The sequence below is a fragment of the Pararhizobium sp. P1_E7 genome (assembly GCF_056405855.1).
This window is the reverse complement of record NZ_JBFUBH010000013.1, coordinates 1-13,862: the sequence shown is the minus strand read 5'-3', so window position 1 is coordinate 13,862 and position 13,862 is coordinate 1. Positions and strand designations below refer to the sequence as shown.

Annotated in this window: 12 protein-coding genes; 3 read left to right on the top strand and 9 right to left on the bottom strand. The window is 62.4% G+C overall.

The features are described 5' to 3' along the window. Positions 1–319 precede the first annotated feature (319 nt). The 5 genes from AC1D17_RS14965 to AC1D17_RS14945 all read right to left on the bottom strand — a co-directional run bounded on the left by AC1D17_RS14965 (position 320) and on the right by AC1D17_RS14945 (position 7,430). The gene (locus AC1D17_RS14965; protein ID WP_477566184.1) at positions 320–904 is read right to left on the bottom strand and encodes an IMPACT family protein; all 585 of its coding nucleotides are present in this window, start codon (positions 902–904) and stop codon (positions 320–322) included. Positions 905–1,173: 269 nt separating this feature from the next. Next, positions 1,174–4,863, bottom strand: a complete 3,690-nt coding sequence (gene putA / locus AC1D17_RS14960; protein WP_477566183.1) for a trifunctional transcriptional regulator/proline dehydrogenase/L-glutamate gamma-semialdehyde dehydrogenase — start codon at positions 4,861–4,863, stop codon at positions 1,174–1,176. A 188-nt stretch (positions 4,864–5,051) separates the two neighbouring features. After that, complete coding sequence (locus tag AC1D17_RS14955) at positions 5,052–5,366, bottom strand: YkgJ family cysteine cluster protein (protein WP_477566182.1); 315 nt, start codon at positions 5,364–5,366, stop codon at positions 5,052–5,054. Positions 5,367–5,456: 90 nt separating this feature from the next. Then, complete coding sequence (spdA, locus tag AC1D17_RS14950; protein ID WP_477566181.1) at positions 5,457–6,263, bottom strand: 2', 3'cyclic nucleotide phosphodiesterase SpdA; 807 nt, start codon at positions 6,261–6,263, stop codon at positions 5,457–5,459. Positions 6,264–6,542: 279 nt separating this feature from the next. Beyond that, positions 6,543–7,430 carry a tetratricopeptide repeat protein gene (locus AC1D17_RS14945; RefSeq protein ID WP_477566180.1) on the bottom strand — a complete coding sequence of 296 codons (888 nt, stop codon included), beginning with the start codon at positions 7,428–7,430 and terminating at the stop codon, positions 6,543–6,545. A gap of 222 nt (positions 7,431–7,652) precedes the next feature. Between AC1D17_RS14945 and AC1D17_RS14940 the strand changes: the two genes are divergently transcribed. Further along, the gene (locus AC1D17_RS14940) at positions 7,653–8,276 is read left to right on the top strand and encodes a FecR family protein (protein WP_477566255.1); all 624 of its coding nucleotides are present in this window, start codon (positions 7,653–7,655) and stop codon (positions 8,274–8,276) included. 6 nt (positions 8,277–8,282) lie between these two features. Here the strand turns inward: AC1D17_RS14940 and AC1D17_RS14935 are convergent, their stop codons facing one another. Together AC1D17_RS14935 and AC1D17_RS14930 are read right to left on the bottom strand one after the other, a co-directional pair. Further along, the gene (locus AC1D17_RS14935; RefSeq protein WP_477566179.1) at positions 8,283–10,139 is read right to left on the bottom strand and encodes a CHASE2 domain-containing protein; all 1,857 of its coding nucleotides are present in this window, start codon (positions 10,137–10,139) and stop codon (positions 8,283–8,285) included. Between the two features lie 4 nt (positions 10,140–10,143). Then, complete coding sequence (locus AC1D17_RS14930) at positions 10,144–10,848, bottom strand: Crp/Fnr family transcriptional regulator (RefSeq protein ID WP_477566178.1); 705 nt, start codon at positions 10,846–10,848, stop codon at positions 10,144–10,146. A 272-nt stretch (positions 10,849–11,120) separates the two neighbouring features. Between AC1D17_RS14930 and AC1D17_RS14925 the strand changes: the two genes are divergently transcribed. Further along, the gene (locus tag AC1D17_RS14925; protein ID WP_477566177.1) at positions 11,121–11,504 is read left to right on the top strand and encodes a DoxX family protein; all 384 of its coding nucleotides are present in this window, start codon (positions 11,121–11,123) and stop codon (positions 11,502–11,504) included. A gap of 94 nt (positions 11,505–11,598) precedes the next feature. Here the strand turns inward: AC1D17_RS14925 and AC1D17_RS14920 are convergent, their stop codons facing one another. Together AC1D17_RS14920 and AC1D17_RS14915 are read right to left on the bottom strand one after the other, a co-directional pair. After that, the gene (locus AC1D17_RS14920; protein ID WP_477566176.1) at positions 11,599–12,027 is read right to left on the bottom strand and encodes an RbsD/FucU family protein; all 429 of its coding nucleotides are present in this window, start codon (positions 12,025–12,027) and stop codon (positions 11,599–11,601) included. Further along, positions 12,027–13,259, bottom strand: coding sequence for an ROK family transcriptional regulator (locus tag AC1D17_RS14915; RefSeq protein WP_477566175.1), 1,233 nt, complete (start codon positions 13,257–13,259; stop codon positions 12,027–12,029). Before AC1D17_RS14915 ends, AC1D17_RS14920 begins: the two co-directional genes overlap by 1 nt. A 304-nt stretch (positions 13,260–13,563) precedes the next feature. On the opposite strand from AC1D17_RS14915, the gene AC1D17_RS14910 reads away from it, so the two are divergent. Next, a partial coding sequence (locus AC1D17_RS14910; protein ID WP_477566174.1) for a substrate-binding domain-containing protein occupies positions 13,564–13,862 on the top strand: 299 nt, incomplete at its 3' end.

Here is a 13,862-nt window from a genome sequence, read left to right as displayed (position 1 = left end):
TTCCTCGCCGGATGGAGCGTGCCGCTCCTCCAATCCCGCTCCATCTGAGCGGGAAAACTCTGTCTACCCGCTGTTTCTATTCCGAATATGACAGGCTGGCCAGCATCCAATCTTTCAAGAGGGCCGGATAAAATGAAAAATCATTCTTGTTTTCAAGGCGTTATAGCGCGTCGACCTGCCGTCAGTCACAGTCCGCGGCAATGGCCTCATCCGCCCTTACGGAACAAGCGGCCATCTCCGTCATCCCCTCTCTCCGCGCGCGGGGCGAGGGTGAGGGGCAACCCGGCCCAGAAATACGTCGTGTCGTGTGCTGTGGCTGTTAATCATCCAAGGCGAGGGCTGTCCGGCCGCGGCTCAGATCAAGGATCATGGCGGCGGCGGTCTGAACTGCGTCCTTAGGGATTTGCAAGACGAGGCTGGCGCCGGTGTCCGTGAAAGTTTCCGTAGCGATGACCACGCCCAGCCCGGCGAGCCGGGCCTTGATCAATGCCAGGTCGGAAAATTCGCAGTCGACCGCTGCCTCGATCGTCTCGATGACCTCTACCTTTTCCGCTGCGCGCAGGCAGATGGCAGCCGTGCCGCCATAGGCGCGGATCAGGCCACCGCTGCCCAGCAGCGTGCCGCCGAACCAGCGGATGACGACAACGGCGATATGATCCAGCGCCTGGCCGTCGATCGCCTGCAGGATCGGTTTTCCGGCGGTGCCGCTCGGTTCGCCATCGTCGTTGAAGCGGTAGGTCTGGCCGATGCGGAAGGCCCAGCAGTTGTGGCTGGCGGTCAGGTCGGAATGCTCGGCAATGAAGTCCCTGGCCGCCTGCTCGCTGGATACGGGGCCGCAGACCGCGAGAAACCGGCTTTTCTTGATTTCCTGCGTGTGGGTTTCTGTGCGTTGAAGCGTGAACATTGGCTGGCCCGTTTGCGCGGTGATAGCGCATCGGGTGGCGCGATGCCAAGAGAGTCGTTTCCGGTGGGATGGCTCCCAACCTCCGTCATCCTCGCCCTTGTGGCGGGGATCCAGCAGCGCCGCGKCCGCGGCGCTGAAGACTCTTGCTTTMGGCGTGGAACATGGTTCTCTCGCCGCGCAGACGCGCGGTGGCTGGATCCCCGCCACAGGGGCGGGGATGGCGGGGGATGGAGTGTGCCTTGGAAATCCCAACGCCCACCCAGGGCGTCCTACCCGATGGACATCAGGCTCGCATTACCGCCGGCGGCGGCGGTGTTGACGCTGGTGGAGACTTCTTCGAGCAGCCAGTTGAGGCAATAGGCATCGGGGTTCTTGGCAAGCTCTGCCGTCGATACTGCCTGTACCAGAACCAGCGGGCCGGGGAGGGCGGCGATCTGCTTGTTGACGGTGCGGATACGGTCCGCCTCGCCTTCAATCAGTGCACCGGCAAAGGGCACGTCCATCCTCCAGTCGGTGGTGAAGGAAACGCGGGCGGCGACCGTGGCGGGCAGCGATGCCAGTGCTTCCTTGAGGCCGGATGCCGTATCGACCACGGCTGCGTTACCGGTGGCGAAGGCCGCGGCAAGCTGGCGGTAGAGACCATCGGCAGTCTGCGGCACCAGCAGGATACGGCCACGCGGATGCAGCGCATAAAGGTTGCGCTCGCCAACCGGGCCGGCAAGCTCGGTGGTGAGGCCGAGCGCCGACTGGCTGCCGGTTTCGCGGGCGTCCTGCGCCTGGGTTCTCAGGCCCTTGCTGTCCAGCCACTTGGCAAAATCCAGCAGGACCGGATCGGTATGGACCGAGCTGTGCTGCGGTGGAACCGGCGGCGTGGTGACGAGCCGGCCGAGATAGAGCGGGCCGCCCGCCTTCGGGCCCGTGCCGGACAATCCACGTCCGCCAAACGGCTGGACGCCGACGACCGCGCCGATGATGTTGCGGTTGACGTAGAGATTGCCGGCTTTCACCCGCGAGGTGACATGGGCAATGGTCTCGTCAAGGCGAGTGTGCAGGCCGAAGGTCAAGCCATAGCCGGTGGCGTTGATGTCGTCGATCAGCCGGTCGAGATCGTCGCGCTCGTAGCGCAGCACGTGCAGCACCGGGCCGAAAACTTCGCGCTTCAGGTCGGAGAGCTGCTTCAGCTCGATGATCGTCGGCGGCACGAAGGTGCCTTGCGCGGTGGCTGGCGACAGCGCGATCTGCTCCACCTTGGCACCGATGCCGCGCATCGTTTCGACATGCTTTTCGATGATGCCCTTGGCTTCCGCCGTAATCACAGGGCCAACATCGACGGCAAGGCGGTCGGTACGGCCGATATCCAGTTCATGCAACGCGCCCTTCAGCATGGTCAAGACGCGATCGGCAACGTCGTCCTGCAGGCAAAGCACGCGCAGCGCCGAGCAGCGCTGGCCGGCACTGTCGAAGGCAGAGGCGATGACGTCACCGACAACCTGTTCGGCAAGGGCTGAGCTATCGACGATCATCGCGTTCTGGCCGCCGGTTTCGGCAATCAGCGGGATCGGGTGGCCGGAGGCGGACAGGCGGTCGGCAAGTTGCGCCTGGATCAGCCGGGCAACCTCGGTCGAGCCGGTGAACATCACACCGGCGATGTTCGGGGCTCCGACAAGGGCGGCCCCGACACGGCCGTCGCCCGGCAGCAGTTGCAGCGCCTCGGCGGGAATACCGGCCTCATGCAGGATGCGCACGCCTTCCGCGGCGATCAGCGGGGTTTCTTCGGCAGGCTTGGCCAGGACCGGATTGCCGGCGACCAGGGCCGCGGCGATCTGACCGGAGAAAATGGCGAGCGGGAAGTTCCACGGGCTGATGCAGACGATGGGGCCGAGCGCATGGTGGGCGGGGCCGAGTGTGCGGGTCGCCTGCTCGGCGTAGTAGCGCAGGAAGTCGATGGCTTCGCGGACTTCCGCAATCGCGTTCGGCAGCGATTTTCCGGCTTCGCGGACAATCAGGCCAAGCAGCGTCGGCATCCGGGCCTGCATCAGGTCGGCGGCGCGCACCAGGCATTGGGCGCGCTCGGCGGGCGACACGGCGCTCCACTTGGCGCCTTCGGCAAGGGCGATTTCGACCGCCCGGCGGGCGTCGTCCGCGGCGGTTTCGATAACGGAGCCGACGACATCGCGGTGATCGCCGGGATTGAGAACCGGGCGGCTTTCGCCACGCAGCGTCTCAGCGCAGAGATGCGGGGCGGCCGTCCAGTCGATCGCAGCGCTGGCCTTCAGCGCCTCCGACAGCATCGACAGAGAGGCTTCGTTGGAGAGATCGAGACCGGCGGAATTGCTGCGTCCGGCATAGAGATCGACCGGCAGCTTGATCTGCTCATGTTGAGCGCCCATCACCGGCATGGCGCGGACCGTATCGACAGGATCGGCGATCAGCTCGTCGATGGAGACGGCCGGATCGGCGATGCGGTTGACGAAGGACGAATTGGCGCCGTTTTCAAGCAGGCGGCGAACGAGATAGGCAAGCAGCGTCTCATGCGTGCCGACCGGCGCATAGATGCGGGCCGGGCGGTCGAGATTGGCCTTGCCGACGACCTCGTCGTAAAGCGGTTCGCCCATGCCGTGCAGGCACTGGAACTCGTATTTGCCGACCTTGAAATCGGGACCGGCCATTTCATAGATCGTTGCCAATGACTGGGCATTGTGGGTGGCGAACTGCGGGAAGATCACGTCGGTGGCGTCCAGCAGCTTGCGGGCGCAGGCGATATAGGAAATGTCGGTGTAGATCTTGCGGGTATAGACCGGGAAACCGTCGAGCCCATCGATCTGGGCGCGCTTGATCTCGGCATCCCAATAGGCGCCCTTGACGAGGCGCACCATCATCCGGTGCTTGGCGCGGCGGGCGAGGTCGATGATGAAATCGAGAACGAACGGGCAGCGCTTGCCGTAGGCCTGGACGACGAAGCCCATGCCGTTCCAGCCGGAGAGAGCCGGATCGAGGCGCAGCGCTTCGAGCAGGTCGAGCGAAAGCTCCAAACGGTCGGCTTCCTCGGCATCGATGTTGAGGCCGATATCGTAGCTCTTGGCGATCAGCGCCAGCGCCTTCACCTTCGGCAAAAGTTCGCCCATGACGCGGGCCGACTGCGCACGGACGTAGCGCGGATGCAGCGCCGACAGCTTGATCGAGATGCCGGGGCCTTCATAGATGCCACGGCCGGCCGATGCCTTGCCGATGGCATGAATGGCGTTTTCGTAATCGGCATAATAGCGCTTGGCATCGGCGGCGGTCGTCGCCGCTTCGCCCAGCATATCGTAGGAATAGCGGAAACCCTTGGCTTCCAGCGGCCGCGCGCGCTTCAGCGCCTCGTCGATGGTTTCGCCGGTGACGAACTGCTCGCCCATCATTCGCATCGCCATATCGACGCCCCGGCGGATCACCGGTTCGCCGGCCCGCGCGATCAGGCGGGTCAGCGCTGCCGACAGGCTGCGGTCGTTGACGGTGGAGGTCAGCTTGCCGGTGACGACGAGGCCCCAGGTGGCAGCATTGACGAACAGGGAACGTCCGCCGCCGATATGCGAGCGCCAGTCGCCGTCGGCGATCTTGTCGCGGATCAGCGCGTCGCGGGTCGCCGTATCGGGAATGCGCAACAGCGCTTCGGCAAGGCACATCAGCGCCACGCCTTCCTGGCTCGACAGCGAATATTCATGCACCAGACCCTCGACGCCGGAGCCCTTGTGCTTGGCGCGCAGCGCCGAGATCAGCTTGCGGGCCGTGGTTTTGGCGCGGGCGCGGATATCGTCGGGCAAAGTGGCAGCGGCGACCAGCGGCGGCAGGCATTCGGTTTCCGGGCGGCGGTAGGCGGCGGTGATTGCCTGGCGCAGCATCGTCTGCTCTGCGATCGGCGGGGCAAAGTCGGCAAAGGGCGCGGTTTCGGAGGTCTTGTGTGGCTGCGGCTGGCTCATCGAAATCGTCCCTTTTCGAAGCTGTCAGGCACACGCGGCGTGGCCCGGAATTCATGGGCGCAAAATAAGGTAGAGGTCTCCGGATAGCTATCCGGGAAAATAAACAATAATCAGGATATTTCACCAAATAATTAGGTGTAGACCGTACTATGTGCGGCTGTCGCGAAATCGTGCCGGATCATCCGGCGTCAGAGGAGGACTTTCTGCGACAGCTTGTGGCGGGCCATCAGACACTCGTCGTCGCCCGGCATGCAGGTGCGGCAGACAATCGGGCGCACCGCATAGATCCTGCAGCCGACATGGACGCCGAGCTTGCCGTCGAGCGCCGAACAGCGATTATCCTCGCACCGCATGCCGCCGAGATCGGCCGAGACATACTCAGCGGGGATGCGATCCAGCTCCTCGTCGGTTTCCAGCGAAAAACGCGGCCAATCCTCTGAATAGCTGCAACACGCGCCGCAGCTCTGGCAGTCGAAGTCTTCGGTGGGGACGGCAAGGGTCATGGCACGTAGCCTAGCATGGAATGGTCGCGGGGCGGAAGGCTGTGGCCTTCCATGATGTAACCCTGCCCACAGGGGGGAGGGGCTTGACCATCACGCCACGGCCGCTTCCCGGACTGCGATCTCGTAGTCCTCCGTATGCACCAGAATGCCTGTGTCCGTCATGACGGCGATACCGTAGGCGGCTGGTTCATCGACGCAGAGCGAGGCGTCGGGTGCTTCGAAGGGCATGGGCTGCTGATGCACCGGGCTCTTGAAGACGGAGAAGGGGATGCCGCGGCTGGAGCCGGAAATCGTCCGGTGCACATGGCCGGCAAAGATATGCAGGACATTGCCCCGGCGCTTCGCCACGTCGTAGAAATCCACCTCGTTGATCAGCCGCATCAGGTCCATGCCGGTAAAGCCCGTCGCATGCGGCGGGTGGTGCATGAACAGCAGCACCGGCAGGTCGCCGGCTGTTTCCAGTTGCCGGTCCAGCCAGGCGAGACGCCTGGTGCAGAGAAAGCCGGCATGGCTGCGCGGATAGTCGTATGGGGGAGCAAACAGCGTATCGAGGATCACGGCGCGGCAGTCCGGAAAGTCGATGACCTGCTGGACGAAGCCATCTTCGTCGCGGGCCGCATCCGGAAAGACGCCAAGGAACGTTTCGCGGTTGTCATGGTTGCCGACGGTGATGGCAAGCGGCGGGATCAGCCGGTCCATCAGGGTTTTCAGCCGCTCGTAGGAGGGCCGGTCGGCGCGGTGGGTGAGATCGCCCATGATGATCACCCGGTCCGCATCGGCATGGTAGCGGTTGACATGGTCGATGCCGGCAGCAAGCCGCTGGAAAGGATCGAGCCCGATGATCGACTGGCCCTCAGGGACCATGTGCAGGTCCGTAAACACAATAAGTTTCGTCATTACCGGCAATCCGCTTAAAAAAGAATTTGCTAATTAACGCCATCACCGTGTCGGTACCCGGCGCGGCCGTCAAGCAACATAATTGGGAGGATTCGGTCAAGGCGTGCGTTCAAGCCGGTCCTGAACCGGTGGGTCGATTGGCCAGGGCCGGGGTAGTGGGCTGCTGGCACGAAAAATCCGCCGGCGCGATAACGTCGGCGGATATCTAAACTTCAAGGCCGATATGGCATTCGAGGCGGATATGCGGTGTCCGCTTGCAGTTTCCGGGGAGAGCTTTTCTCACTTCAGGCGGATGGTCTTAGCAAGGACGAGGTTTGCCTGCTCGCCTGGATCGATGCCGGCCGTGGTCGCGGTATCGATCTCGGGGACGATCTTGCCTTGTGCAAAAACATCGCCCTTTGCCGCCGCCTTCGCAAACATTTCGCTGGCCGCAGCGGTGTCTGCAGTTATGCCTTCGCCGCTTTCCAGCATCAGGCCGAGATTGACCATCGCATCGACATTGCCGCGATCGGCCGCCAGCCTGTAGAACTGTGCGGCCTTGCGATTGTCCTCCGCAATCTGCGTGCCTTCGTCCAGCATGACGGCGAGGTTGAAGGCACCCAGATTGTCTCTGGCGACCGACGCCCGCTCGAACCATTGCGCGGCAAGCTTACCATTGGACGATGTGCCGATGCCGTCGCGATAGGCAACGCCGAGATTGTAGGCGGCGATGATATTTCCGGTGGCGGCGGCCTTCTGATAAAGCGCGAATTCCGTCGCATGGTCGCCGCGTTCGCCCAGCATCATGGCATAGTTCACCATCGCGATCGCATGGTTGCCTTCGGCCGCCTTTTCCAGCATCGCCATGGCCTGGCCCCGCTGGCCGGCGGCATGGAGCACACGGGCGAGTTCAAAGGTTTGTCGCGGGCCGCTGCCCTGGTTGTAGGCCTCGCGGCAAGCCGAAAGGGCAATGCCGATGCGGATGTCTTCTGTCGCCACGGGACGAAAGGCCAGGTTGCGTTGCAGGTCGTGTTCGCTGCCGGCTTCCGCGTCACACTGGTCTGCCGGCAGCAATGCCGAGGCGGCCCGGGCGGAGGGAATGGCGATTGCTGCGATCGAAAGCAGGCTGACCGCGGTGAGGAGGAGGGCATTGATGGCTGAAATGCGCTTGCTAGGTCCGTTTTTCATGGCGTTCTCCTTGGTGTTTGTGTCACCCTAGGGGGCAGCCCGGTCTGCGGCTGTTCCTTGGGAAACAGCATGTGGGACCGCCGGGCAGGAGGATGGGGAACAGGCCGGGCAAGAGCGGAATCCGAAACAGTCTGGGACTTCCCGCCCCGTGGACGCGGATCGATCGCCGGAAACCCGACGTTTGAACAAGGAGCAAGGACAATGACGCCAGACCTTCAACTGCTGCGGCAAGGCCTTATCGGACGACGGGTGTTCATCGCCGGCTGCGCGCTGGCCGCGGGCGGTCTTGCCGCCATACCGACGCAGGCAAGCACGGTGATCGGCAAGGCATCGGACGTGCGCGGCAAGGTCAATCTCAAGCGGGCGGAAAAGCAGGAGGTGCTGGCGGCGGGCGGGCAGATCATGGACCATGATCTTGTCGCAACCGGCAGCGATAGTTTTGCAGACCTGGCGCTTGGCGGCGACACACGCATCCTGCTCGGCAGCAAGACGGAGCTTCTGCTCGACAGTTTCATTGCCGGCCAGGGCGGTACGATGGAGCTCGGTCTGGGGCAGATGGTGTTCGACCGGCCGGAAGGCCTGCCAAAGATCGATCTGGCGCTTCGCACCACGTTCGGCATGATCGGCGTGCGGGGCACGAAGTTCTTCGCAGGGCCCAATCGCGGCGTCTTTGCCGTTTTCGTCGAGCATGGCCAGGTGTCGGTCGATGCCGGCGGCGTCCAGCGGCTGGTCGGTGCGGGTGAAGGCATCGAGATCGCCAAGCCCGGAGAGGCGCCGAACAAAACGGTCAAATGGAAAGAAGCCCGGATCGTCGAAGCCTATGCCAGCGTCGGCCTGAAGCGCTGACCGTTCTCAGGCTTCGCTGGTGAACAGTTCCATTTCGCCAAAGCCGCGAATCTCGTGCATCCCGACCGAGCGCAGCGTGCGGCCGCTCTCGACGGCGGCTTGCGGGCCGATGCAGATGGCGGTGCCGAGGAACTTGTTGGCTTCTTGGAGCCGGGCCGCAAGATTGATGCAATCGCCGTGCGCGGTGTAATCCAGCTTGCCGCCGGCGCCGACCTCGCCCAGGACGGCAATGCCGGTCTCGATGCCGATCCGGGTGCGGCCGAACTGATGTTCGAGGAAGCCCGGCCGGCGGCGCATTTCCTCCGTCAGCGCCCGTATCGCCTCGGCGCAGTCGATCGCCTTGTTGACGTGATCGTCCAGATCCTCAGGCGCATTGAAGAAGGCGTGCACGGCATCGCCGACCACCTTGTCGACCATGCCGCCATACTGCGCAACGAGGCCGTTGACCTCGGCATAATAGATGTCGAGCAGGGTGACGAGATCGCGCGGCGAAAGCTTYTGGGATAGTGTGGAAAAGCCCTCGATATCGGTAAACAGCGCCGTCACGGGACGTTCCTCGCCTGCCACACGGTCGTCATCCGGGTTGTCGATATAGCGGGCGACGACCGATTGCGGCAGATATTGCGAGAATTTGCTGCGTGCAGCGGATTCCGCCCGTTTGACGCGGGCAAATTGCAGCGTGCTGGTGACAACAAGCACGAAGATCAGAGCAAGGCTGATGCCGACGGCATCGACCAGCAAGGCGGAACCGGCATAGATGACCGCCGATGCGCCGATTGTCGCGGAGACTGCCAAGAGGCCGAGGGCAAACGAGGTGACCGGCCGCAGACGCGTGGCGACAAATGCCACCAACAGCCCGCCGATCAGGGAGAGCGCCGCCTCGAACATGGGAAGCTTTGCCTGCCTTTCCGGAATGAAGCCGGTCAGCACGGCATTGGCGATGTCGGCATGGATTTGCACCGATGGTTCGAGCGGCATGGAGGCGGTGGAGCGCAACCCGCCGAGATTGGGCAGGCTGCTGCCGATCAACACCGTCTTGTCCTTGAAACGCCCGTCCGCGACGCCGCCACTCAACACATCGCCGGCCGACACCGTGCGCGCCTCGATGGCTGCAATGGGGCTGGCGGCAAAACGCAGGCTGCCGTCCTCATCCAGTTCGATCAGCTGGCTCTGAAACTTCAGCCACGCGGGTTGGCCGCCGAGGATCGGCGTGTGTCCGCCTTCAGCCAGGCGGGCGGCTTCAAGCCCCATCGCCGGATAGGCGTCGTTGCCGAGGATCGAGAAGGCCTGGACACGGCGGATGCGGGCATCCTCGTCGCCGACCAGAAACGCCGCCGCCGCCGAGTGTGAGGCCGTCTGCAGAAAGCTGCAGGATGCTTCTGCCCCGTCTATGAACCAGAGATCGGGAATGGTGACCGGTTTCCTGACAGCCACCGGCGGCACGGGGCCTGGATGTTCAGGTCCGCCATCGGCGATCAGGAAGCCTAGAATGACCGGCACGCTGGAAATCGCCTGCGCCAATGCAATATTGGATGGTTCCGCCGGATCACACGCCGTGCTGAAGATGAAATCGACGGCAACGGCCTTGGCGCCGGCCTTTGCCAGTCTGGATAGGAGATCGGCCGTCTCTGTCCGGCCCCAGATTTTGTCCGGCGACTGCTGCATCGATTTGCGATCGATATCGACTACGACGATCTGATCGGATTGCGGTGCCGGAACCCATTGGGTGAGGGCGTCGAAAAACTGTTCCCGCTGCGTTTCAAGCGCCGGTCCACCGTAGAAGAACAGCAGCAATGCGCTCAGAAGGCTCGCAGCTGCTCCAGCAAGAAGCGGCCGGATCCGGGGCAGGCGGAAACTTTTCAAGGCGTTATTCCTCTTGCGGTTCCGCGATCTTCTGCAGGCGGCCGATATGGCAGGTGATGACGCCGTCGGCCCGTTTGATCGCCGAACATTCCTCCAGGGCCAGAATGGCGCGGTTCACCTTGGGGCGGCTGGCGCCGAGGATGCCGGCAATATCCGATTGGCTGAGCGTCAGCCGCAGATTGGCGCTTTCGGGCAGTTCCGCGCCATGAATCTGCTTCAGTGTGGCCAGGAAAAAGCGCGCCACGCGGGCGTGCAGATCGTAGAGCGCGATCGTTTCCAGCCGGTCCGTCGTATCGCGCAGCTGCGAGCAGAGATAGCGTATGATCGATTCGGCGGCGTTCGGCGTGTGGGTGATGAAGTCGAGGAAGGCCTTCTTGCCGATGACATAGCCCTCGGTGACGGTAATCGCGGTCGCATCGGCCGAGCGGGGTTGGTCATCGAGAATGGCCATTTCCCCGAAAAGCGCTCCGGCCTCAATGTGTCTAAGCAGCAGTTCGCGCCCCTGCGGTGTGATCAGCGACAGCTTGATGCGGCCGGACAGGACGGCAATCATGTAGTTGCCTTCATCGCCGCGCTGGAAAATCACCGTTCCGGGTGTCCATTTGCGGTAGGTCGCAAGTCCTGCGATTGCGGAAATCGTCTCCTTGTCGAATTCCTCGAAAATCGGAAAGGAACGCCAGAAGGCAGGACTTTTGTTGATTTCGCTCATACTGCTTCCCCGTCCGCAAGTTCATTGCTACCCCTTTGAAATTCTTCTCGCAGTCTTCAAAGCGTTGCAACAGAAAACACCATGGAATCCGCAATGCCGGCCATGTGTTGGCGATCGTTTGGCATATTTGCTGGTATCGGGTTGCATAGTTGACGATCTCTACGGGTCGTATACTTATTGTGAACGATCTGTTTCGTGTCCGTGGGCTGGATGAATTTGGAATTGCTGATAAATCTGTCGTCAACAACGAACCCAAACCGGAGTCTCTTCCAATGCAGCAGAACGCAGTCCTCCTCGTCGCACGTATCCTTTTGTCGATCCTTTTCATCATGGCCGGCTACGGCAAGCTCACAGCACTCGGCGGCACCGCCGGCTATTTCGGCAGCATGGGCCTGCCGCTCCCGATGGTCACGGCAATCATCGTCACCGCTGTCGAATTGCTCGGTGGCATCGCCATCCTCGTCGGCCTGCTCACCCGTCCGGCCGCTTACATCCTGGCCCTCTTCTGTGTTGCTACAGCCTTCATCGGCCATGGTGATTTCGCAGTCGCCGGCAACGACATCCACTTTATGAAGAACCTTGCCATGGCAGGCGGCTTCCTGTTCGTCGCCACGTTCGGTGCCGGTGCCCTCTCGGTCGACGCCAAGCGCGCCTGATTGATCGCTGGTCCCTGACAATAAAAAGCCCGCCGATTGAAAAGATCGGCGGGCTTTTTCGTGCCCAGGGAATCGTTGGGGGGAGGCGAAATCGTCAGGGGTAGATCACGCCCTTGCGCAGGATGACATTGCCATAAAGCCGCGGTTCGCTTGTCTGGACCACCGTGTGCGCAGCGCGGACCCTTGCATAGAATTCCGGTCCGAGGAGCGGCGTGACCGTGCGCTCCGGTTCATATTTTGCGCAGCAGGCGATGATGTCCTCATGCACCGGGTCAAGCGCGTCACGATCCTGCTTCACGGTGGCGCGAAAAATTGCCGCCGGCACGAAGTCGTCGATCGGCAGGACGCTCAATATGGCGTCGAGGACCGGGACCAGATGATGTCCGTCGAGCCGGATCAGCCGGCGGCCGTGTTCGAGGCCGGGATAATTGCCATCCACCAGTGCGATTTCATCGCCATGGCCCATGGCGCGCAACGTGCTTAAAAGCTCAGGGCTTAGAAGCGGGTTTAGACCTTTCAGCATCAGGGTGTTTCCTTGAAAAGAACGTTGGTATCGATGAGATAACGGGAAAACAGCGGCAGGCTGGCGCCACCGATGGCGCGGGCCTGGGCGCCGACTGCACCCTCGACAATATCAGGCAGGATGACGCCTTCGAGATCGAGTTCGCCGGCAGCCTTGCGGATCGCCACGACGATACGTTCGCGCACCCAGCCGGGAAAACCGCCGTCGATCACCGCCGCGCCGAAATCGATGATCGAGGCGGAGGAGACGATGGCTTGCGCCAGCGCTGCGGCCGTCAGCTGGATCCAGGTTTCCAGCGGCTCACCGAAATCGATCCATTCATCGGCCGAATACCAGAGCGGCTTTGGGTCGATGCCTTTCTCGCGCAGCAGATTTTCGAGCACGAAGATCGAAGCGATTTTCAACAGCTGCTGAGGCTTGCCGTTCTTKTCGGACACCTGTAGCGGGCCGACGGCGCCTGCCGTCCCCGTGCGGCCGGAAAACAGTGCGGAGTTCAAGACGATGCCGCCGCCGATGAACGAGCCGATATAGAAATAGATGAAATCCGGATAGGAAGAACCGGCCCCGAAGATCAGCTCTGCGCCGCAGGCGCTGGTGGCATCGTTCTGCATCAGCACGGGGTGATGCGTGCGGGCAGCTACCTCGTCGCGCAGGTCGAAACCGCGCCAGCTGTTCATCGCCTCTTTCGGGGCGCCGGTCTCCTCGGCCCAGCTCCATAGCTGGAAGGGGGTCGCGATGCCGACGCCGGCGATGCGCCCGCGCTGCTGCTCGGTCAGCATCTTTTCGAGTTTGGGAATGCCCTCGACGATGAAGGACAGGATCTCATCCGGCATCGGGTAGGCATGGGCCTGGTGCAATTGCAGGCGGATAGTGCCGACGAAATCCATCAGCACGAGGTCGCAGCTGCGCCGGCCGATCTTGACGCCATAGGAATAGACGGCATCGGGATTGAGACGCATCGGTATGGAGGGTTGGCCGACGCGGCCGCGCACGGGATCGCCGCGCATCAAAAGGTCGTCTTTTTCGAGCGCCCGCATGATGACAGTCACTGTCTGTGCCGATAAGCCGGACCGCCTGGCGATATCGGCCTTCGACAGGCTGCCGTGGCGGCGCACCAGCGACATGACCAGTCTTTCGTTATAGGCGCGCACGCGGGTCAGATTGGCGCCTCCGCCCGGATCGAAGACATCCGGAACGGTCGATGCACCGCCGGAACCGGCTTGTGATGTCATGCCCGTTTCCTCCCTAAAAAGCGCGATCTCCTATCCGGGTCGGGTTGTCCCAGACTGGCCTCCTCGCCGCGCTTTCATTCTGTTTCTTGTGCGCCCGCTGCAGCAACAAAAGGCGAATGCGCATTTTCTGCGCAGAGAATGGCACAGAATTTTAATAATTCAATTTGATTTATTTATTGACAGGGTTTTATTTTGATGTTTGTTTTGTGTCCGGAAGCGCCACCCGGGCAGAGGAGTTGTTGCGGTGGGCGAAGCCTGACGGACCGGTTCGCCGGGTTTATTTTTCAATCCTTGGGAGGATTTCATGAAGAAGACTATTGTTTCCGCCGCTCTCGGCGCGCTGGCGCTTGGCGTCGTATTTTCAGCCCCTGCCCAGGCTGCCGACGTTTCGGCCTGCCTGATCACCAAGACCGWTACCAACCCCTTCTTCGTCAAGATGAAGGAAGGCGCGGCCGCAAAGGCAGCTGAACTCGGTATCGAGCTGAAGGCCTATGCCGGCAAGGTCGATGGCGACCATGACAGCCAGGTTGCGGCAATCGAATCCTGCATCGCCGACGGCGCCAAGGGCATCCTGATCGCCGCTTCCGACACCAAGGCCATCGT